The organism is Chryseobacterium sp. UF-81, assembly GCF_058245105.1.
Map to the genome: position 1 here is coordinate 1 of NZ_JBSIBX010000018.1, position 19,818 is coordinate 19,818.

The window sequence follows — 19,818 nt, forward strand, 5'->3', positions numbered from 1 at the left end:
CTTTCAGCCCGCCGAAACTCTTTTTATTTTTTTAATTCTTTCAAAAGGTCTTCTATATGTACAATGTATCTTCCATAATAACGGTAAAACCAGAATTTTCCACTGATAAAAAGAGCAAAAAGCCCTACTGTGACAGAGCTTATCAGGATCACAGCAATTTTCATCTCACTCATTGGCTCAGGCCACGGGATAAATTCTATGACGATGATCATTTCGCAGACAATAAAAGGGACAAAGCTCAGATAATAGGACAGATAATACTGCTTATTGAGGTTGAACTGCATGACCAGATCTTTTAAAGAGTCATAAGTTTTGAGCATAGGATCGCTGATATCCTTGTAAAGCCTGAAAAATTTACTGAAAAAGAAGATGGTGACAAGAAGCATTGAAGCTATAAGGACCGTAATGTAAAACTGGAGTTTAAACGGCCTGCAGAAAGCGCATACAATAAATGCAAAAATAAAAACCCCAATTACAAACCAAAATTCCATGCGCATATTTTTACGCACTTTTTCCAGGGGCAGGCTGATCTTATTTCTCTGTTCAATACTTATTTTCGGTGTATCTTCCGAAACATCTTCGTTCCATACATTTTTTAATTCATCTATATTCATTGGTATTGATTTAAAATTTATGATTTATTTGAGTTTAGAATATCCTTCAGTTTATTTTTAGCGCGATTCATTCTCACCCTTACATTGCCTTCAGAAATTCCCATCTGTTCTGCAATCTGCTTTCCTGTGAAATCTTCCAGATAATAAAAAATAAATGCCTTATCGATGGAGTTCAGCTGCCGGATCGCCTCGTACATCCGGGCTAATCTCTCGTCCTTTTCATAGTCATAATCATCCTGAATGATTTTATATCCCGGAAAATTTTCGTTAGAGATAAAACCTCTCTTTTTCTCTGCTTTCAGAAAAATAATTGCTGTATTAAGTGCAATCCTATACAGCCAGGTAGAAAACTCACTTTGTCCTCTGAAGTGCGGATATGCTTTCCAGATCTGGTAGGTTATTTCCTGAAAAAGATCGTCGCGGTCTTCTTTTTCGGACATATACATTTTGGAAATCTTAAAGATGATTCCTTTATGTTTTTCAATTTTGTCTAAAAATTCCTGCTCTAATGAGTTCATGATTCCGTGCTCTGTAGAGTTAGTTTGAAATGTCAAAAAATGTTACATATTTTTTGATGCAATTATATTTCTGACTCAAAGTTTTTTACCAAATCAGCTTTGCTACTAATATAAATCCTCAAAAAACAAAGAATTTTCTGAGGATTATTATTGTATTTTAAATTAAAAAAACTGACTAAAAAATGTAATCAGTGCTTAAAAAGTTAGAATCATGTTCTCTTACAATTGTATTTAATAATTTTTTATTAGAATCGGTCAGCTTTGCAGCTACCAGAGATCTGATTGAGAATGAACGGAGAGCATCAAAAACAGAAAGAGTTCCTTCTGCACTGTCTTTTCTTCCTGTGAACGGAAAAACATCCGGACCACGCTGTGCCTGGCAGTTGATGTTGACACGGCTTACCAGATTCACAAACGGATCAATCAGTCTGGAAACTTCCTGAGGATCTTCACTGAAAATACTCACCTGCATTCCATGGGATGCATTTACCTGATAATCTATGGGCTCTTCTATGTCTTCAAATGGCACCACGGGAATCACCGGACCGAACTGTTCTTCATGATACAGCTTCATATCACTGTTAACAGGATAAACCACTGCAGGAAAAACAAAAGATTCTTCGGTATAACCTCCGTTTTCATTTAAAACTTTTGCACCTTTTGCCAGTGCATCATCAATGCATTCTTTAAGGTAAGGCGGTTTATTCACTTCCGGAAGCGGAGTCACTTTTACGTCTTTTTCCCACGGAAGGCCAGGTTTCAGGGCAGAAACAGCAGCACTCAGTTTCCGGGTAAACTCTTCAGCCACTTCTTTTTGAACAAATATAAGTTTCAGTGCTGTACATCGTTGTCCGTTGAACGACAGAGCTCCCAGAATACATTCGCTCACTGCGACATTCAGATCGGCATTTTTAGTGACAATGGCAGCATTTTTAGCATCAAGGCTGAGAATGGCACGAAGGCGGTTCACTTTGGGATGCAGCTTCTTCAGTCCGTTGGCCACTTTGCTGGACCCGATAAAGGCCAGGACATTTACTTTTCCACTTTCCATGATCGGAGTGATGATTTCTGAACCTTTACCGTACAGGGTATTGACTGTTCCTTTCGGAAAGGCTTCTTTAAAAGCATTCAGCAACGGATAATGCGCTAAAACGCCATGCTTGGGAAGTTTAAAGAGAATAGTATTTCCCATGATAAGAGCCGGAATCAGCGTAGTGAAGATTTCATTTAAAGGATAATTGAAAGGTCCCATGCTCAAAACCACCCCCAGCGGGGCTCTTCTTATCTGTGCTATAGTTCCCTCTGCCTCCTGGAAACGGGAAGATTCCCTGTCTAGATCTTTCAGCGCATCAATGGTCTGGTTGATATAATCTACAGTACGGTCAAATTCTTTGGTTGAATCCGCCAAGGTTTTCCCAATCTCCCACATGAGCAATTTAATCACCAGATCACGCTGTTCGATCATCAGGTAGACAAATTTCTGCATACATTTAATTCTTTCTTCAACAGACATATTGGGCCACTCTCCCAGGCCATTGTCGTAGGCTTTAACGGAAGCTTCAAGGACATCCATTGCCTCTTTGGGGCCGATATTAGGAATGCTTCCCAAAAGTTTTCTTTCGAGGCCATTGGCTGTAGGAATACAGACGGGCGAGTAGATATTCTGAACTTCACCCTTCCACTCTACCAGTTCTCCGTTAAGAAGATAGACCGTCTGGTGGATCTCGGGAACTTTATATTCTTCGGGAATTTCATTTTCACTTTTAAAAATATCCTGCAATGACAGGTTGTTTACTGAATCCATAAATTTTATTTTTTTGATAATTTGAATGTAAAAATTGCCTTTTACAGAATAAAGGTAGATGTTACAATTGGTAAAAAAAATAGGCAGCTGATAGATTTGCTCTATTTGACGGGTATTTGAATTAAAATTAATAAACCGCTTCTAAAAAAAGAATAATTTTGCTTAAAAATAAATACATGTTTTCAAAATTAGCTTACAGCACCTTATTATTCTTTTCGGCATTTATTTTTGCCCAGAATACGAAGACAGCCAACACTGTTTTAATGGGAGGAAAACCGGTACATACGTACGCCAAACTGCCCCCAGTGAATAAAGTGGCACCAAAGTTTACACTTACGGATGTTACCATGAAAGACCAGACGCTGGATTCTTATAAAGGAAAGTACATTATCCTTAATATTTTTCCGAGTGTAGATACAGGAGTGTGTTCCGCTTCTGTACATCATTTCAATGAAGATGCAGCCAATATTCCAAACACGGTGGTTCTTTGTATTTCCAAAGATCTGCCTTTTGCCCAAAAAAGATTTTGTGGTGCAGAAGGGATTAAAAATGTGGTAATGCTTTCGGATTTCCGTTCTGATTTTGGAAAAACGTATGGCGTTGAAATTACAGATTCTGTGATGAAAGGTCTTCTGAGCAGAGCTGTTGTAGTTATTGATCCTTCGGGGAAAATTGTCTATGAAGAACAGGTTGCTGATATTTCACAGGAGCCCAACTATGAGGCAGCAATTGCAGCGGTGAAAAAATAAAACTTTGCTTCTAAACTTATACCACAGCTCCGGCAATCTTCGATTGCCGGAGCTGTTGCTATTCAGCAAAACTGTAAAAATTTTCAGGAAATATTTTAAAATGAATACTTCTTATTTTTTACCTTCAATAACAATGACTCCGTTTTCGCCTTCCTTTCCATAAAGCTTTATGGCACCTTCTCCTGAAAGAATATTGATCCTTTTAATTTTATCCGGCTTAAGCTTCTGCATTTCATCCTGAGAAATCCTCTTTTTATTAAACAGGATGATAGGCTTTGCTGCCGGTTTGGAAAGCGGTACTCCCAAACGGATGGTTTTATTTCTGTAGATAGAATCATTAGCCTGCTGATTTATATTAAGGCCTCTCAGCTTATCGACCATGTTCTTGCTTTCATTTTTAACTTCCTGGGCGTTTGCAGTTGCTAAAATTCCACTGGCTCCCAGCAGGCCTAATGCAATTTTGCCGGCAATTGAAAACCCCAGGTTCCTCCCCAGCTGATCATCTCTGAATCTTCCACAAATATTGTCACCGGAAGTAAGGCCGCCGATAAGCTCTTCGTCTGAGGAATTGGTAAAATCGTGGACTGTCTTGGAACAAGCGGAACAAAATCTTCCTTTTTCATCAGGAGTCATGGTTTCCCAGTTTTCGTGACATGGTTTTGGTATGGTAATTTTCATAGTGATCTCTTTAATAGTAAAGATGCTTTGTTTAGGAAAAAGGTTGGAAACTTCCATATTTTTTTAACGCAAAGTTTCAATTTCTAAACTGTAGATTTTAAGGTTGCAAAGAAAGAATCAATCTACGATTGATTGATGAAGCGCACGTTTATCTCCATACCTTCATCAGCGGCGAAGCCTCCCTTTGCATCCCTTAAAATAATAAGCTGCCATTATAAAAACTTTGCGTTAAAAAAACACCATCTCATTCCCACCGTCTATCATGAAACAAAAAACAGCATTATCCAAGGCTAATAAAAAGCTCCACCCCCATTTTTTTTGACACCCTCGAAATAAATCTCCGAAGCTCTGCATAAGTTTTACCGCAACTTGCAGGAGACTTCCGGAGATCTCCGGAAGTCACAAACAATATGGTTTGTAACCATCGGAGAAGTCAGAGGTTTGTTTTGATAGTGTTTTAGTGGTGCGGAGAGCTTGGGGGAGGTTGTAAACAGAATGTTTGAGTTTATGGTTTCCCATAAGTGTGAGTAAATTCTTTTTTATATATTTGAAAATTATAGCTTGAATTGACGATAAATTTTAGAAAATTATATAAAAACTATGAACATAAATATACCTGATTTAATATTCAGTATTTTAAAATCTCTTTTTATTGGTGTAATTTTATTTATTATTGCAATCTATTCTATACCTTCCGATTGGATAATAAAAATTCTAAAAAAACTTAAACCAAAAATATTAAAAGATTTATTTCTAAAGAATGATAAATATTTCAATTCTATATTGAATATTTTATTGAATGGAAACTATACTGATAACTTTCTAAATGAAAATGAAGCTGAAAGGTTAGTAGAAAAACTAAAAAAAACCAGGAAGGAATTAGAGAATATAGAAAAAAATATGTTTACTATTGACCTTTTATCTGATCTTTTTAAAACATTAAGTTTTGCTGCTGGTAACTATACTATGAGTTCTTCAGAAGAACTGATTGATAATATAGCTACTTATTTTAGAACCTATTCTAGTAGGTTAATTGAAACATCTTATCGCCGAAATTTTGCTGATGATATATTACAAAAATTTGAAGAAATGACTCAAAATCTTTCTGAAACAAAAGAATTTGAAGATAAAGGCTCTAATGATAGGATGTGGAAAGAAAGTAGAAAAAATTATGCATTAACGTTCGAAAGATATTTATCTAATGAAAAAGTTGAATTATCAAATACTAGAGAACTTGTAATTGACAGCATCAAACTTAATGCAATAGAATTAATGAACTTAGCAAAATGAAAAAAGAAGTATTAGATCTAATAAAAGTTAATCCAAATATTCTAGAAGCTTATTTATTTGGCAGTAGAGCAAAAGGAACAAACAGAGAGGACTCGGATTATGATATTTGTATCGTGATTAAAGATAATATATATAAAGATGAGATTTATAACTCAATTACAAAGTATATGTTAGGAAATAAAGAATTTATACAGGTTTTGATACTTGATAAAAATACATTTGATGAGAAAATTAAAATAAGTGTATATAAAAACGAAATTATTCACAAAGGAATTAAAATAATATAACTTTTATTAACAAATCACACTAAATAAAAAATAGTCAATGTCAGATACAAAATGGAAAGATTACTTATTAAAATCAGGGTTACCATTAGAATATGAAGTAAAAAAACGAATAGAACAATTTAATGTCTATTGTAAACCCGAAACATCTTATTTACGCAAAAACGAAAATAATATTAATAAAGAATTTTCATATGATATTGATGCAACTTATTGGGTAAATAATCATGATTTTAATTTGCTAATTGAATGTAAATATAGAGATGAAAATACTAATTGGCTTTTTTTACCAGAAAACTACAATAAGAGTCCTAGAGGAATTGGCACCTCAGGATTTTTGCATACAATAGATTTCTTTTACCCAAAAAAATATTTTAATGTTTTTAAATTCTTTCATCTTTTAAAAATTTCTGAATTATGCTCAAAAGGAATAGAAATTACTAAATCAGGACAAAATCCTAATAGTATTGATAGAGCAATATCTCAATTAAGTTATGCTATGATTGATAAGGTTATTCATTCTTTAGAAGATCAAATTCACCAAGCTGAAAGCGAACAAGAAGATATACTTATTTTCCATAATATCCCAATAATAGTAACTACTGCTAATCTTTATCGTTTAAAACCAAATATAAGTATTAAAAGAATAAAAGAATGTGAAAGTATCAATGATATTGCAACGAAACATAATATGCTACTTATAGAAATATCGGATTCAAAAGAATTAAAAGAATATGCAAATAAAAAGCTGCTAAGTTTTAAAGAAAAGTTTTCAAAAGATAAGCTAAATCAATTAATTAACAACAAAGAGTTTAATCTTGATATAGATGCCATTTGTGAGCAGGTTTCAGATTTCCCTCATGGAATAATTATTTTACAACATTCTAATACTATAATGGTATATAAAAAATTATTTAAACTATTAGATGAGATTGATAATCCAAGTGAAAACACTAAAGCCAAATTAAAAAAATTAGCTGATCAACTTAATAAACTTTCACTTTGATAAAAATTGCACATAGCGTTAGTAAATAAGCAATAATAAAAGCTTTTAGATATGGAAAAACCTGCCGTGGGGCAGGTTTTTCCATATCTAAAAGTTCTAAAACAAACTCTCATCCACAAAATTCGGAAGCGTCACTTTAAGGTTTGGCTCTGCTTCCATGGCTCTTTTAATGGCGAAAACAGCGCCTTCATTTCTGGCCCAGCTTCTTCTGGAGATTCCGTTGTTGACGTCCCAGAAAAGCATAGATTTCAGCCTTCTGTCGGCATCTGCACTCCCATCAAGCAGCATTCCGAAACCACCGTTAATGACTTCGCCCCAGCCTACTCCGCCGCCGTTATGGATAGACACCCATGTAGCGCCACGGAAACTGTCACCAATCACGTTGTGAATGGCCATATCTGCGGTAAATCTTGAACCGTCATAGATATTGGAAGTCTCCCTGTAAGGCGAATCGGTACCGGAAACATCATGGTGGTCCCTTCCTAAAACTACTGGACCGATCTCTCCGTTCTTAATCGCATTGTTAAAAGCTTCCGCAATCTTCATTCTTCCTTCTGCATCGGCATACAGAATTCTCGCCTGTGAACCGACAACCAATTTATTTTCCTGGGCGCCTTTGATCCACTGGATATTGTCTTTCATCTGCTGCTGGATCTCTTCGGGAGAATTTTTCACCATTTCTTCCAAAACAGCGCATGCAATATCATCCGTTTTCTGCAGATCCTCCGGCCTTCCGCTTGTACATACCCAACGGAACGGCCCGAAACCATAATCGAAGCACATGGGTCCCATGATATCCTGAACATAGCTCGGATATTTGAACTCCCTTCCAAGGCTAGGATTTTCTGCCATTACATCCGCTCCTGCTCTTGAAGCTTCCAGTAAAAAGGCATTCCCGTAATCAAAGAAATAGGTTCCTTTCTGTGTATGCTTATTGATGGCTGCCGCATGTCTTCTTAATGTTTCCTGAACTTTTTCCTTGAACAGCTCGGGTTCTTCGGCCATCATCCTGTTTGACTCCTCAAAGCTCTGTCCGGCCGGATAATAGCCGCCAGCCCAAGGGTTGTGAAGGGATGTCTGGTCTGATCCTATGTCGATTTTTAAGTTTTTCTCATCAAATTTCTCCCAAACCTCAACAATATTTCCAAGGTAAGCGAGAGAAACCGTTTCTTTATTTTCCTGGGCTTTCCTTACTCTTTCTATCAGTTCATCTATGTTCTCATAAATCTCATTCACCCATTTCTGGTCGTGACGGATTTTAGTAATCTTTGGATTTACTTCGGCGCATACTGTGATGCAACCCGCAATATTTCCTGCTTTTGGTTGTGCGCCGCTCATTCCTCCCAATCCTGAGGTTACAAAAAGTCCACCTTTCGGTTCTTTTTTAATTTTTCTGAAAGCATTCAGAACGGTGATGGTTGTCCCGTGAACAATTCCCTGCGGACCAATATACATATAGCTTCCCGCTGTCATCTGTCCATATTGGGTAACGCCTAAAGCATTGAATTTCTCCCAGTCATCCGGTTTTGAATAATTGGGAATCATCATTCCATTGGTTACCACCACTCTCGGTGCATCTTTGTGTGACGGGAAAAGTCCCATCGGATGCCCTGAATACATGGTTAAAGTCTGCTCATCCGTCATTTCCGACAGATACTTCATCGTCAGAAGATACTGTGCCCAGTTGGAAAAAACAGCTCCGTTTCCTCCGTAAGTAATAAGCTCATGAGGATGCTGTGCCACGGCATAATCAAGATTATTCTGGATCATCAGCATGATGGCTTTTGCCTGCTCAGATTTTCCGGGATATTCTTCAATTGCCCTTGCCTTCATTTCATAATCCGGACGGAAACGGTACATATAAATCCTGCCGTATTTTTCCAGCTCTTCTTTAAATTCAGGCAACAGCTCCGCATGAAATTTAGGCTCGAAATAACGCAAGGCATTCTTCAGGGCAAGCTTTTTCTCTTCCTCTCCTAAAATTTCTTTACGCTTCGGTGCATGGTTGATATTGGTCTCGTACGGTTTAGGCTGTGGCAGCTGATTCGGAATCCCCTGCTGTATCTGTTCTTGAAATGTCATATTGCTATTTAAAGTTCAATGTTTAGAATCAATGTTTGAAGTTTTAAAGATATTCAAATTAGAAAATATAGGCAAGGGAATTTGATGATGTGTTGATTTGCAGATATCGGCTATAATAAAAATACCAGCTGAAAATTCCCTTCCTTTGGAGGGGTGGATGACAAAATTCAGGGAATTTTGGAAAACGGGGTGGTTTCAAAATGCTGAATAGTTAAACACTTATGTTGAAATTATGTTTTTACTTTTTAACCACCCCGTCTTCTCCTTTCAGTCGAATCCACCCCTCCGATGGAGGGGAATGATATTCACAATAAAACAGGTGATCTCCAAAAATAACAAAACCTCACTGGAAGTCAGTAAGGTTATTTTATTTTATCTGTTCAGGATTTAAGTTAAAACGTCATCGTTTTCTTCCTCATGGTCATCTTCATTATCGCTGCGGCTCCAGTAATTATTTTCTTCATCCTCAGATCCTATTTCTTCCATATCGTCATCATCTTCAGTTCCGGGAATATCAAGTCCTTTGTCTATTTTATCATCATCTTCTTCATTCAGGATTGGATTTCCGTCACCGTCGAGCGGGATATGTTTTTCTTTGTTAAATATATCTTCACTTGGGCTGTAATCCATTTCCTCTAACTTTCTGTTCTGTTCATTGGTATTGTTCTCTGGTATCATAATATTTTATATTTAGGGTTTGTATATACAAATCAAAAATAAGTCCAAGCTGTCAGGAATTCTCAGAATATACTTCAGGATTGGCACAATAAGGAATTTTTTCACCTTTGGAAAAAGCGATAATATTTTCCGCTGCCATCTTTGCCATTCCTGTTCTCGCTTCTATGGTTGCAGAGCCTATGTGTGGCAGTACACAAACGCTAGAAAGTTCCAAGAGCAGGCTTTCCTTGGACATGGGCTCAGGATTGGTCACATCCAGACCTGCTCCCCATATCTGTTTTGAAATCAGGGCTTCATACAGATCCTTTTCATTCTGGAAACCTCCTCTTGCTGTATTGATAAAAATAGCACTGGATTTCATTTTTTCAAAAACAGGTCCGTTGAAGAGGTCTTTCTGTTCGGGGGTAAAATTGGCATGAACACTCAGTACATCTGACTGAGCAATGAGTTCTTCAAAAGAAACATAAGTGGCATTCAGCTTTTCTTCCGCTTCTTCGTTCCTGTTCCGGTTGTGATAAATGATCTTCATATCAAAAGCCTTATGAGACTTTTCGGCCATTTCAAATCCTATTCTTCCCAACCCAAAAATTCCTAAAGTTTTCCCATACAATTCCTGCCCCAAAGCATGCAACGGATCAAAATCTCCCCAATTCCCGTCTTTCACCTTCTGAAAATTATAGCTCGCCCGTCTTGCTACAGACTGCATCAGTAAAAAAGCTATATCAGAAGTCGCTTTACTGAGAACATCAGGTGTATTTCCTACCGGAATTTTTCTCCGGTTAGCTTCTTTAATATCTACATGATCAAAGCCTACAGAATATAAGGCAATTGTTTTTATATTGGGACATTGATCGAAAAAATCCCTGTCGTATTTAAATTCTGCTCCTATGCTTAAAATAGCGTCATTATTCTGACAGTAGATCAGCCATTCTTCGTGAGAAAGGTTTTCATGTTCGGGAATAAAAACTTCCATTCCCGCTTCTTTCAGCATATCGAGTCCTGCTTCCGGAATTCTTTTATTTACAAATACTTTCATTCTATTTCTGATTGAGTTCGTGTTTTAGATTTCCAATAAAAAACCTCACTCCTGTTAAAAAGTGAGGTTCTTTAACTTTAATATTAAAAATTATTGGTCTTTATCCGATTGGTACTGGTCTTTGTCCCAGGCTTGAGAAGCCATTTCCTGAATTTCTTCCCATACATCCTTTGCCGATTTCTGTACATGAGCCATAAATCCCTGTTTGGTTGCTTCCTGGTTTTTGGTTTTCATATCATTCATATAATCCTTCACCTGCTGGGTATAACTTTCCGCGTGATATCCGGGATTATTATGCAGGTTTTTCTGAATATTACTGAAATCGTGTGAGGATTTAAATCTATTCGTATCCATAATAATAAAATTTAAGTGATTGGGTATTAAATTGAATTCAATTACTATTCCGAAGCAGTCTTAAAGTTTATTAAAAAACCGAAGTTTCTTTTTAGTCACAAAAGTTTTTTAAACACTTTAGTTATTTTAAAGTTAAATATTTTGTGCATATGAAGTACACTTAAATTTTTATGAAAACCTTTGATTTTCTACTGATATAGTCTTACTAATCAAGATGGTAAACTTTTAAAACTAAAGTACTCTAAAGTGTTTATGTGAATTTAAAACTTTTGTGCCTTTTGTGGTTATAAAAATCCCGTTAATGATTTGTATCTCCCAGCATCGGCACAAATTTATAAGCCCCGAATTCTTCTTTTTCGAACTGTGTAGGAGCTGTTTTGGTAAATCTGTATAAAATCTGTTCATCAGTGGGGCCTAACGGAATAACCATTTTTCCGCCTACATTCAATTGCTTTAACAGTTCTGTAGGTAAAACAGAAGCTCCACAGGTGACAATAATCTTGTCAAAAGGAGCAAAAGTAGGAAGTCCCGCAAAACCGTCCCCAAAACTCTGAAATTTCGGATTTATATGCAGCTCACGGAATTTCTTCTTTGAGAAATCAAAAAGATCTTTCTGCCTTTCCACCGTATAGACCAAGGCTTTCATGGCTATCAGAACGGCAGTCTGGTATCCGCATCCGGTCCCGATTTCCAGAACTTTTTCGCCAGGTTTTACCTGCAGCAGTTCGGATTGTTCCGCTACGGTTGAGGGGTGGGAAATGGTCTGGTGTGATAAAATAGGGAATGCCCGGTCTTCATAAGCAAAATCCTCAAAAATACTTTCGATAAAAAGATGTCTCGGAACGTCACTCATTGCCGAAAGTACATTTTCATCCGAGATTCCTATCTTATGTCTTAAATATTCGACCAGAATCTTTCTTTTTCCCTTATGTACAAACGAATCATGCATCATTAGTAAAGATAATAGTTATTAGGTTACAGTAGTAGTTCCTGCAAAAGTAAAAAAACTCTCCATACTTATCAACCTAAAAACGACAGGGTACTTCTTAATACCTAAAATTCTTATCTTTACAAAAATTAAAAAAATCTATGTTAAAAGCAGGTTTGGTAGGTGCCGGACATCTGGGGAAGATCCATTTACGACTTCTTAACCAGTCAGATAAGTACGAGCTGGTAGGTTTCCACGATAAAGATACTGAAAACGGAAAAAAAATAGAAGCAGAATTTGGATATAAATATTTTGAAAATTTTGATGAACTCCTTGAGCAGATCGATATGCTGGATATCGTGACTCCCACAGTCTATCATTATGATTATGCTCTAAAAGCAATTGAAAAAGGGCTTCATTTTTTCATTGAAAAACCGGTAACCCAAACGCTTGAACAGGCAGAAGAAATCCTTCATAAGTGTCAGGAGAATGGCATTAAGGCACAGGTTGGACATGTTGAAAGATACAATCCCGCTTTTATTGCCACTAAAGAATACATTAAAAATCCAATGTTTATTGAGATCCACAGGCTGGCAGAATTCAATCCCAGAGGAACGGATGTTTCTGTAGTACTGGACCTTATGATCCATGATTTGGATATTTTGTTGAGTATGGCTAAATCTAAGGTTAAAAACATTCATGCGAGCGGTGTATGTGTGGTAAGTAAAACCCCGGATATCGCCAATGCCAGAATAGAATTTGAAAACGGTTGTGTAGCAAATCTTACAACCTCCAGAATCTCTATGAAAGCGATGAGAAAAAGCCGTTTTTTTCAGAAGGACGCGTATATTTCCGTGGATTTTCTCGAGAAAAAAGCAGAGGTGATCCGGATGAAAGATGCCCCTGAAAACCCTACTCCTTTTGACATGATCATTGAAAATGCTGATGGAGAAAAGAACCAGATCTTGTTTGAATATCCTAATATAGAGCCTAATAATGCCATCCTTGATGAGTTAAATTCTTTTGCAGACGCCATCACTGACGGCAAAAATGTGGAAGTTTCCCTGGAAGACGGAACGGAAGCTTTAAAGGTTGCTCTTGAAATTGTAAAACTGATTTCAAAATAAGTTGATCCTATAATATTGATAAGGCTGTCATTTGAAATGACAGCCTTTTTGCATCTAAAAATCAAAAGAAACAAATCTTCAATTTTCCTTTTTCTCTGAAATAATCTTTTTTCATTACACAATTTTAATTTTTGTTCTGGATTTTTTAAATATATTTGTCCTTCTTAAAACTATTGTTCTACAATTCTCTCCTATAATTTAAAATAAATAAATTCAATATGAAAAGAGTCATCCTATTATCCGCTTTATTATTGTCTCAATTTGGGACATCACAATTATTAAAAACTGACGGACAGAAAATAATTAATGACAAAGGAGAAAACATTCAGTTACGAGGTCTTGGCCTTGGCGGATGGATGCTTCAGGAAGGATATATGCTGAAAACAGCTGATTTTGCAGGGCCTCAGCATAAGATCAAAGAGAAGATCACTGAATTAATTGGTGAAGACGGAATGAAGGATTTCTATAAAGCCTATCTTAAGAACGGCATCACCAGACAGGATATCGATTTTCTTGCTAAAGCGGGGTTCAATTCTGTAAGGCTTCCGATGCATTATGATCTGTATACTCTTCCCATTGAAAAAGAACCTGTAAAAGGACAGAATACATGGCTGGAAGAAGGCTTTAAAATGACAGATGACCTTCTGAAATGGTGTGCTGACAATAAAATATACCTGATCCTTGATCTGCATGCAGCACCGGGAGGACAGGGAAATGACGTTAATATTTCAGATAACGATAAAACAAAACCGTCTCTTTGGGAAAGCACTGAAAACCAGAAAAAAACAATTGCTTTATGGAAAAAGCTGGCCGAACGGTACAAAGATGAACCCTGGATCGGTGGTTATGACCTGATCAATGAACCGAATATTAATTTCACCGGAAAAAATCCGAACGGTACCGACGAAATGTCGAATGCTCCGCTCTGGAAACTACAGAAAGACATTACCGCCGCCATCCGTGAAACCGATAAAAAGCATATCATATTTATTGAAGGTAACGGATGGGGCAATAACTATAACGGGCTGATTCCGATCTGGGACAGCAATATGGCATTCAGCTTTCATAAATACTGGAATTACAACAATGACGAAACCATCCAGTCCATTCTTGATCTCAGGAAGAAACATAATATTCCTATCTGGCTTGGGGAAACCGGAGAAAACTCTAATGTATGGTTTACAGAGCTGATCCAGCTTCTGGACAGACACAACATCGGGTATGCATTCTGGCCAATGAAAAAAATTGACAATATTGCAGGAATCACCAATGTAAAAATCACTCCTGAATATGAAAAGCTCCTGAATTACTGGAAAAACGGCGGCGAAAAACCTTCTAAAGACTATGCAACAAAAGCGCTGATGCAGATCGCCGAGAATTATAAATTCAATAATGTCGAAATCAAAAATGACGTTATAGATGCCATGTTCAGACAGGTTACCGACGATTCTGCAAAACCGTTTAAAAACCATCAGGCTCCGGGAAGGATATTTGCTTCGGATTATGATTTGGGAAGAATGGATTCAGCCTATCTGGATAAGGATTTTATCAATCTGTGGGTAAGTGATCCCAAGAAAAGATCTGAATGGAATTCCGGACAGCAGATGAGAAATGACGGCGTGGATATCTATCTGTGCCACGACAAAGTAACCAATAAATATTATGTAGGAAAAACGGAAACAGGAGAATGGCTCCAATATACTATTGATGCAAAATCTGATAAAAACTACACCTTCAGCATCAGGTATGCAGGTAAGAATGATGCTGATATCAGACTGGAAGATGCCTCGGGAAAACTGCTGGCTAAAGTTTCACTGCCTTCCACAGGAGAAGATGAAAACTGGAAAACAGTTTCGGTGAAAAACGTTCCTCTGAAGAAAGGAACAAATAAAATCAGGCTGCATTTTGAAAGCGGCGGTTCTAATCTGAATTATTTTGAAATAGAGCAATAATTATCTTAAATTGCAAATCCCTTTTAGTATCTGAAAGGGATTTTCTTTTAATCATTATACAATGAAAAAAATAGGACTTTTCTTTCTTCTGATCTCATCGCTGGCTATAGCTCAAAAATCTGTTTTAGAGCAGAAAATAAACTCTATTGTTAAAGATAAAAAAGCAACCGTTGGAGTTTCTGTGCTGGGCTTTGAAAATAATTTCAAATACAGCAAAAACGGGGATAAGCCACTTCCTACTCTAAGTGTTTTCAAATTTCATATTGCCTGCGCAGTGCTAGATCTTGTGGATAAAGGAAAACTGTCTTTGGATCAGAAAATATTCATCAGTAAATCTGATCTGCTGGAAAATACATGGTCTCCGTTCCGGGAAAAACATCCGGATGGAAATATTGAAGCTTCCTTGAATGAAATAATCGATTATACCGTTGCATTAAGTGACAATAACCTTTGTGATGTCCTGCTAAGACTCATTGGTGGAACAAAAACGGTTCAAGATTTTATGGATTCCAAAGGGATAAAAGGTTTCCAGATTAAGTACAATGAAAATGAAATGCATAAAAACGACTGGAAAGCACTTTACGAGAATTACAGTACACCGAATTCTGCTGTACAGCTTCTTAAAAAGTTCTATGATGAAAAACTGCTTTCCAAAAAATCTACAGACTATTTAATGCAGATTATGATCGGCACGAAAACCGGTACCAATAAAATTGTAGAGCAGCTTCCTAAAAATACTCCTGTAGCTCATAAAACAGGTGCTTCCGGAAAAAATAACGATGGGCTCACCATTGCAGAAAACGATATAGGAATCATCACGCTTCCCAACGGAAAACATTATGCAATTGCCATATTTGTAAGCAATTCCATGGAAAGCAATGCGGTGAACTGCAGATTGGTTTCTGATATTTCGAAGGCAGTCTGGGATGATTTTAATAAATAAAATATTAAGCTTATTTTTAAAGCTGAAAAACCGCCGAAATTTTTGTTCTTAACCCGGAAAAACTATGAATATGAAAAAAATAATATTAGCAACCTTCCTTTTGTGTTCTGCCTTCTTTTTTTCACAAAAAAGCATGAGCTATGTACGCATAAGTTATGGCAGCATCTGCTGTGGAACACCCTCCACAAAACCCGTGATGGATTATCTGAAAAAATTTGAGAAAAGCAATCAACTGAAAGCTTTTGAAATCCTGGAACAAAGTGGCCTGGGGAGAGAAGGTGAATTTACTTTATACATCGGAACAGACAAACTGGGTAAAAAACAGAAAACGGCTTTCAGAAAGGGTCTTCAGTCTGTTATTACCTTACAAAACAAAAACAGAAAACAGGACCGTGACGGTACAGTGGATTTTGATCCGGCAGTGACTGCTTATAAATCTGATCTGACAGGTATTAAAAATTTAACTATCTATAAAAAATAAAAGAAAAAAATGATCAAAAACATTGTAGTTATTGGAGCTGGAACCATGGGAAATGGGATTGCGCATACTTTTGCACAAAGCGGATTCAAAGTAAATCTGGTAGATGTATCGCAGGATGCTCTGGACAGAGGACTGAAAACAATTACAACTAACCTTGACAGAATAATTGCAAAGGGAAACCTTACGGAAGAGCAGAAAGCTGAAACACTGGGAAATATAAGCACTTTTACAGAGCTTAAAGAAGCTGCAGGAAGCGCAGATCTTATCGTAGAAGCAGCTACTGAAAACCAGGATCTGAAACTGAAAATCTTCGGACAGATGGATGAATTTGCACCTGCGAACTGCATCCTTGCTACCAATACATCTTCTATTTCTATTACAAAAATTGCCGCGGCTACCAAAAGAGCTGATAAAGTAATCGGAATGCATTTTATGAACCCGGTTCCTATTATGAAGCTGGTAGAGATCATCAAAGGATATTCTACTTCCAAGGAAACTTTTGATGCTATTTATGAAATGAGCAAAACGCTGGGTAAAGTCCCTGTAGAGGTGAATGACTACCCTGGTTTTGTAGCAAACAGAATTCTGATGCCCATGATCAATGAGTCTATTGAAACGCTTTACAACGGTGTGGCCGGTGTGGAAGAAATTGATACGGTAATGAAGCTGGGTATGGCACATCCGATGGGCCCTCTTCAGCTGGCAGATTTCATCGGTCTTGATATCTGTCTTGCCATTCTTAATGTCATGTACGACGGTTTCAAAAATCCTAAATATGCTCCGAATCCGCTGCTGGTAAACATGGTAATGGCCGGAAAACTGGGCGTAAAGTCAGGAGAAGGTTTCTATGATTATTCGGAAAGCAAAAAAGCTGAAAAAGTTTCAAAAATGTTTTTGAAATAACTGAATGAAATTAAAGGAAAAAAATATCCAAATAGCAATGGTCATCATCACAGTAATGATGACCATTCTTCGTTTTATATTAAATGAGAAAGGAAGAGTAAACCCCGATTCTATCCGCTTTATGAGATTCGCGCATGGTCTTCCTGCTATTGACAATACTACCACTCCTATAGGTTATCCTGTTGGTATCAGATTGTTTACGTTTCTTGGCTTCGATGAGTTTTGGGGAAGCAAGGTTCTTGGGATTGCTGCTTATCTTTTTATTGTGTATTTCTGCTGGAAAAAAAAGTTCTATAAACGTGAAGCTATAGCAGTATGCGGATTGTTCAGCTTTGTATCATTGTTTGCTTATACAATGAGTGAAGCTCTTATTATTCCTTTTGTATTTTTATTTTTATATACCGCCTCTCAGATCATTACGGGAAAACTTGAAAAAGGAAAAGCTATTTTTTATCTTTCCATCTCATTAATTGCTCTTTATAATATCAGATATAGTGCCTTATTCTTCATTGGGGGAACCGGACTTTACGGCTTACTATTTTTGAGAAAAAAATATTCATGGGTATTTATTGCCTCCGGTATTATAGGAATTCTGTTTGTGGGGGCCTATAAACTTTTATTTATTGATTATTTTAATGAAAATTATATCAACCAGGCTCTGGTCATGGGAATTCACCCCAATTCCAAGTTACTGAAAGAATTGGTACAGGGGCTGGCAACTTCATTCAATCCATTCATCCACATTGCAGATCCCGGGGGAAGTTTCATCAATTATGGTATTTATGGTATTGGTGCCCTGAATATCTTTTTGATGATTTATCTTCTGGTAAAAAATAAGCTGTCCGAAACAGAATATTTCTTTACCGTTATCAGTATTTCCGGCATTGTATGCTCTTATTTTGTTCAGTATTTTTATTCAGTCATCCCTATCGACTACAGGATCATAGGACCTTTTATAATTCCTGTCTGGCTTATTTACTTTAACAGACTTTTCCGGATCTTCAATACTAAAACCTATGCAATCACCGGACTGAGCTTACTGTCCGGACTGGCTTTCACCTGGCTCTCCAGAGGAAATTATCTTGAAAACAGAAAAGCAGCCTCAGATTTTCTAAAAAGCGAGAAGCTGGATAAAGTTCCCATACAGTTTTTTCTTTTAAATGAAGAAAGTCTGGAAAGAATACAGGTTGCTGAACTTTTAAGTACAGTAAATTCAAATCTTACCCTTACTTTCAAGCCTGAAGATACACTCCGCAGAACGACTCTTACAAGGTATAAAGTTTTACAAAAAATTAAAATCAACAAGAACAAATATCAATAATTTTATTATCTTTGATTAAAGTTAAAATATAAAAAAATGAAATTACCAAAGTTTTTATTAGCAGACAATTCGGAATTTCCTGAAGATTTATTCGTAGTTCACACAGAATATCCAAGATTTATCTTAAACGTTGAGGAAGAGGAAGTTGAGTGGCTAGATGATTTGGAAGGTGACGATGAAGAAACTATGGCAGACGAAGCTACAAAAGTTGTAGAGGCTGCATTTAAATGGTGTGATGAGGAGTTGGCTAAGTACGACGAAGAAGAGGAAGAATAATAACTACCTAAACATAAAAAAGGAACTCAAATTGAGTTCCTTTTTATTTTATTCCGCTTTATTGAATTTCAACAGCAGTAAATTGTCTTTGTAAAGTTCTAAAGTAGTCCCGGAAATCACATATTTGTTAGCTTTCCCTACCATATCCATAAAATTCTGCTCAACGCTCATATTATTGCACATCATTTTAGTAGATCCCATCTGCCCGGCAGAAAAATCACCTGTGGAAGGATCTATCTTAGCTGTCCCGAAATAGTTGTTGCATCCCCCATTTCCATTGATCTTTTCCCCTTCGATATTAAGGGTCGGAACCTTACCTTTTACGTTATCAGCCAATATCCATTTTGTATTGGCCAGTGAAGGCTGTGCTTTTCCTACTTTAGATGCAGAAGCACTGGACATTGTACCGCACGATGCCAGAATAGCAGCCGCACCTATACTTAAAAAAAGATTTTTCATTTTTTTCTTTTTGATTTAGTCAAATTTAAGGAAATTATATTATTTAAACGGCTGGCAAAGGATTTTATTACTTCTGAAGCTCTATTTTAGGATTAATTTTTAAAGATGAATGGTTTTATATCTTTGCGTTGATTTTGTTTAATTCTTACGTGATGCTTTTATTTTTGGGCTAAAGCCCATTGATTTTGGGCAATTTAGAACGGGCTAAAGCCCGTTTCCATTGAATAGCTATCCGGATGCGAGAGATTAAAATTTCTTTTCTTTCGCAGCAGATCTGCTGATTCTACAGGTTTCTATATTTATACATTAGAATTTATAATAATTCACAAATAAAA

The 19,818-nt window shown here is 36.7% G+C and carries 21 protein-coding genes; 11 read left to right on the forward strand and 10 right to left on the reverse strand.

What is annotated here, in order from left to right:
- Positions 1-23 precede the first annotated feature (23 nt).
- The 3 genes from AC4IFE_RS19455 to AC4IFE_RS19465 form a co-directional block, all read right to left on the reverse strand.
- Positions 24-614, reverse strand: coding sequence for a hypothetical protein (locus AC4IFE_RS19455; protein ID WP_490758778.1), 591 nt, complete (start codon positions 612-614; stop codon positions 24-26).
- A gap of 17 nt (positions 615-631) precedes the next feature.
- Positions 632-1,132, reverse strand: a complete 501-nt coding sequence (locus tag AC4IFE_RS19460) for an RNA polymerase sigma factor (RefSeq protein WP_490758831.1) — start codon at positions 1,130-1,132, stop codon at positions 632-634.
- A gap of 175 nt (positions 1,133-1,307) precedes the next feature.
- Complete coding sequence (locus tag AC4IFE_RS19465; protein WP_490758779.1) at positions 1,308-2,936, reverse strand: NADP-dependent glyceraldehyde-3-phosphate dehydrogenase; 1,629 nt, start codon at positions 2,934-2,936, stop codon at positions 1,308-1,310.
- Between the two features lie 176 nt (positions 2,937-3,112).
- On the opposite strand from AC4IFE_RS19465, the gene tpx reads away from it, so the two are divergent.
- Positions 3,113-3,685: a thiol peroxidase gene (gene tpx / locus AC4IFE_RS19470; RefSeq protein WP_490758780.1), complete on the forward strand. Its 573-nt coding sequence runs from the start codon at positions 3,113-3,115 to the stop codon at positions 3,683-3,685.
- A 111-nt stretch (positions 3,686-3,796) separates the two neighbouring features.
- On the opposite strand, the gene AC4IFE_RS19475 is transcribed toward tpx, so the two are convergent.
- Positions 3,797-4,363 carry a hypothetical protein gene (locus AC4IFE_RS19475; protein WP_490758781.1) on the reverse strand — a complete coding sequence of 189 codons (567 nt, stop codon included), beginning with the start codon at positions 4,361-4,363 and terminating at the stop codon, positions 3,797-3,799.
- A 600-nt stretch (positions 4,364-4,963) separates the two neighbouring features.
- On the opposite strand from AC4IFE_RS19475, the gene AC4IFE_RS19480 reads away from it, so the two are divergent.
- From AC4IFE_RS19480 to AC4IFE_RS19490, 3 genes are read left to right on the forward strand one after another with little or no spacing between them, the layout of a single operon-like run.
- Entirely contained in the window at positions 4,964-5,653 is a 690-nt protein-coding gene (locus AC4IFE_RS19480; protein ID WP_490758782.1) for a hypothetical protein, read from the forward strand.
- A complete protein-coding gene (locus AC4IFE_RS19485) occupies positions 5,650-5,940 on the forward strand; it encodes a nucleotidyltransferase domain-containing protein (protein ID WP_490758783.1) in 291 nt (96 codons plus the stop codon). Before AC4IFE_RS19480 ends, AC4IFE_RS19485 begins: the two co-directional genes overlap by 4 nt.
- 37 nt (positions 5,941-5,977) lie before the next feature.
- Positions 5,978-6,943 carry a hypothetical protein gene (locus AC4IFE_RS19490; protein ID WP_490758784.1) on the forward strand — a complete coding sequence of 322 codons (966 nt, stop codon included), beginning with the start codon at positions 5,978-5,980 and terminating at the stop codon, positions 6,941-6,943.
- Positions 6,944-7,039: 96 nt separating this feature from the next.
- Here the strand turns inward: AC4IFE_RS19490 and hutU are convergent, their stop codons facing one another.
- The 5 genes from hutU to AC4IFE_RS19515 all read right to left on the reverse strand — a co-directional run bounded on the left by hutU (position 7,040) and on the right by AC4IFE_RS19515 (position 12,042).
- Positions 7,040-9,025: a urocanate hydratase gene (gene hutU, locus AC4IFE_RS19495; protein ID WP_490758785.1), complete on the reverse strand. Its 1,986-nt coding sequence runs from the start codon at positions 9,023-9,025 to the stop codon at positions 7,040-7,042.
- A gap of 387 nt (positions 9,026-9,412) precedes the next feature.
- On the reverse strand, positions 9,413-9,703 hold the full coding sequence (locus tag AC4IFE_RS19500) for a hypothetical protein (RefSeq protein WP_490758786.1): 291 nt from the start codon (positions 9,701-9,703) through the stop codon (positions 9,413-9,415).
- A 52-nt stretch (positions 9,704-9,755) separates the two neighbouring features.
- Positions 9,756-10,739 (reverse strand): 2-hydroxyacid dehydrogenase, encoded by a 984-nt coding sequence (locus AC4IFE_RS19505; protein ID WP_490758787.1) that lies wholly within the window; start codon positions 10,737-10,739, stop codon positions 9,756-9,758.
- A 90-nt stretch (positions 10,740-10,829) separates the two neighbouring features.
- Positions 10,830-11,093, reverse strand: coding sequence for a prevent-host-death protein (locus AC4IFE_RS19510; protein ID WP_490758788.1), 264 nt, complete (start codon positions 11,091-11,093; stop codon positions 10,830-10,832).
- A gap of 298 nt (positions 11,094-11,391) precedes the next feature.
- Positions 11,392-12,042 (reverse strand): protein-L-isoaspartate(D-aspartate) O-methyltransferase, encoded by a 651-nt coding sequence (locus AC4IFE_RS19515; protein WP_490758832.1) that lies wholly within the window; start codon positions 12,040-12,042, stop codon positions 11,392-11,394.
- Positions 12,043-12,182: 140 nt separating this feature from the next.
- Here AC4IFE_RS19515 and AC4IFE_RS19520 point away from each other — a divergent pair, with 140 nt between their 5' ends.
- From AC4IFE_RS19520 to AC4IFE_RS19550, 7 genes are all read left to right on the forward strand, one after another.
- On the forward strand, positions 12,183-13,148 hold the full coding sequence (locus tag AC4IFE_RS19520) for a Gfo/Idh/MocA family protein (RefSeq protein ID WP_490758789.1): 966 nt from the start codon (positions 12,183-12,185) through the stop codon (positions 13,146-13,148).
- Positions 13,149-13,366: 218 nt separating this feature from the next.
- The gene (locus AC4IFE_RS19525) at positions 13,367-15,100 is read left to right on the forward strand and encodes a cellulase family glycosylhydrolase (RefSeq protein ID WP_490758790.1); all 1,734 of its coding nucleotides are present in this window, start codon (positions 13,367-13,369) and stop codon (positions 15,098-15,100) included.
- 61 nt (positions 15,101-15,161) lie between these two features.
- Positions 15,162-16,043 carry a CGA/CIA family class A beta-lactamase gene (gene bla-A, locus AC4IFE_RS19530; RefSeq protein ID WP_490758791.1) on the forward strand — a complete coding sequence of 294 codons (882 nt, stop codon included), beginning with the start codon at positions 15,162-15,164 and terminating at the stop codon, positions 16,041-16,043.
- 70 nt (positions 16,044-16,113) lie between these two features.
- Complete coding sequence (locus AC4IFE_RS19535; protein ID WP_490758792.1) at positions 16,114-16,524, forward strand: hypothetical protein; 411 nt, start codon at positions 16,114-16,116, stop codon at positions 16,522-16,524.
- A gap of 12 nt (positions 16,525-16,536) precedes the next feature.
- Positions 16,537-17,427 carry a 3-hydroxybutyryl-CoA dehydrogenase gene (locus AC4IFE_RS19540; RefSeq protein ID WP_174772308.1) on the forward strand — a complete coding sequence of 297 codons (891 nt, stop codon included), beginning with the start codon at positions 16,537-16,539 and terminating at the stop codon, positions 17,425-17,427.
- 4 nt (positions 17,428-17,431) lie between these two features.
- On the forward strand, positions 17,432-18,748 hold the full coding sequence (locus AC4IFE_RS19545) for a hypothetical protein (protein WP_490758793.1): 1,317 nt from the start codon (positions 17,432-17,434) through the stop codon (positions 18,746-18,748).
- Positions 18,749-18,784: 36 nt separating this feature from the next.
- The gene (locus AC4IFE_RS19550; RefSeq protein ID WP_007845674.1) at positions 18,785-19,024 is read left to right on the forward strand and encodes a DUF8828 family protein; all 240 of its coding nucleotides are present in this window, start codon (positions 18,785-18,787) and stop codon (positions 19,022-19,024) included.
- A gap of 48 nt (positions 19,025-19,072) precedes the next feature.
- Here AC4IFE_RS19550 and AC4IFE_RS19555 read toward each other — a convergent pair whose 3' ends face one another.
- Positions 19,073-19,483, reverse strand: coding sequence for an META domain-containing protein (locus AC4IFE_RS19555; protein WP_490758794.1), 411 nt, complete (start codon positions 19,481-19,483; stop codon positions 19,073-19,075).
- Between the last annotated feature and the right edge of the window lie 335 nt (positions 19,484-19,818).

Coding starts and splice junctions, on each gene's coding strand:
- AC4IFE_RS19500 (WP_490758786.1), bottom strand. CDS start 9,703: ATGATACCAGAGAACAATACCAATGAACAGAACAGAAAGTTAGAGGAA.
- AC4IFE_RS19515 (WP_490758832.1), bottom strand. CDS start 12,042: ATGCATGATTCGTTTGTACATAAGGGAAAAAGAAAGATTCTGGTCGAA.
- AC4IFE_RS19455 (WP_490758778.1), bottom strand. CDS start 614: ATGAATATAGATGAATTAAAAAATGTATGGAACGAAGATGTTTCGGAA.
- AC4IFE_RS19490 (WP_490758784.1), top strand. CDS start 5,978: ATGTCAGATACAAAATGGAAAGATTACTTATTAAAATCAGGGTTACCA.
- AC4IFE_RS19475 (WP_490758781.1), bottom strand. CDS start 4,363: ATGAAAATTACCATACCAAAACCATGTCACGAAAACTGGGAAACCATG.
- AC4IFE_RS19525 (WP_490758790.1), top strand. CDS start 13,367: ATGAAAAGAGTCATCCTATTATCCGCTTTATTATTGTCTCAATTTGGG.
- AC4IFE_RS19505 (WP_490758787.1), bottom strand. CDS start 10,739: ATGAAAGTATTTGTAAATAAAAGAATTCCGGAAGCAGGACTCGATATG.
- AC4IFE_RS19460 (WP_490758831.1), bottom strand. CDS start 1,132: ATGAACTCATTAGAGCAGGAATTTTTAGACAAAATTGAAAAACATAAA.
- AC4IFE_RS19545 (WP_490758793.1), top strand. CDS start 17,432: ATGAAATTAAAGGAAAAAAATATCCAAATAGCAATGGTCATCATCACA.
- AC4IFE_RS19550 (WP_007845674.1), top strand. CDS start 18,785: ATGAAATTACCAAAGTTTTTATTAGCAGACAATTCGGAATTTCCTGAA.
- AC4IFE_RS19520 (WP_490758789.1), top strand. CDS start 12,183: ATGTTAAAAGCAGGTTTGGTAGGTGCCGGACATCTGGGGAAGATCCAT.
- AC4IFE_RS19555 (WP_490758794.1), bottom strand. CDS start 19,483: ATGAAAAATCTTTTTTTAAGTATAGGTGCGGCTGCTATTCTGGCATCG.
- tpx (WP_490758780.1), top strand. CDS start 3,113: ATGTTTTCAAAATTAGCTTACAGCACCTTATTATTCTTTTCGGCATTT.
- AC4IFE_RS19485 (WP_490758783.1), top strand. CDS start 5,650: ATGAAAAAAGAAGTATTAGATCTAATAAAAGTTAATCCAAATATTCTA.
- AC4IFE_RS19510 (WP_490758788.1), bottom strand. CDS start 11,093: ATGGATACGAATAGATTTAAATCCTCACACGATTTCAGTAATATTCAG.
- AC4IFE_RS19465 (WP_490758779.1), bottom strand. CDS start 2,936: ATGGATTCAGTAAACAACCTGTCATTGCAGGATATTTTTAAAAGTGAA.
- AC4IFE_RS19535 (WP_490758792.1), top strand. CDS start 16,114: ATGAAAAAAATAATATTAGCAACCTTCCTTTTGTGTTCTGCCTTCTTT.
- hutU (WP_490758785.1), bottom strand. CDS start 9,025: ATGACATTTCAAGAACAGATACAGCAGGGGATTCCGAATCAGCTGCCA.
- AC4IFE_RS19480 (WP_490758782.1), top strand. CDS start 4,964: ATGAACATAAATATACCTGATTTAATATTCAGTATTTTAAAATCTCTT.
- bla-A (WP_490758791.1), top strand. CDS start 15,162: ATGAAAAAAATAGGACTTTTCTTTCTTCTGATCTCATCGCTGGCTATA.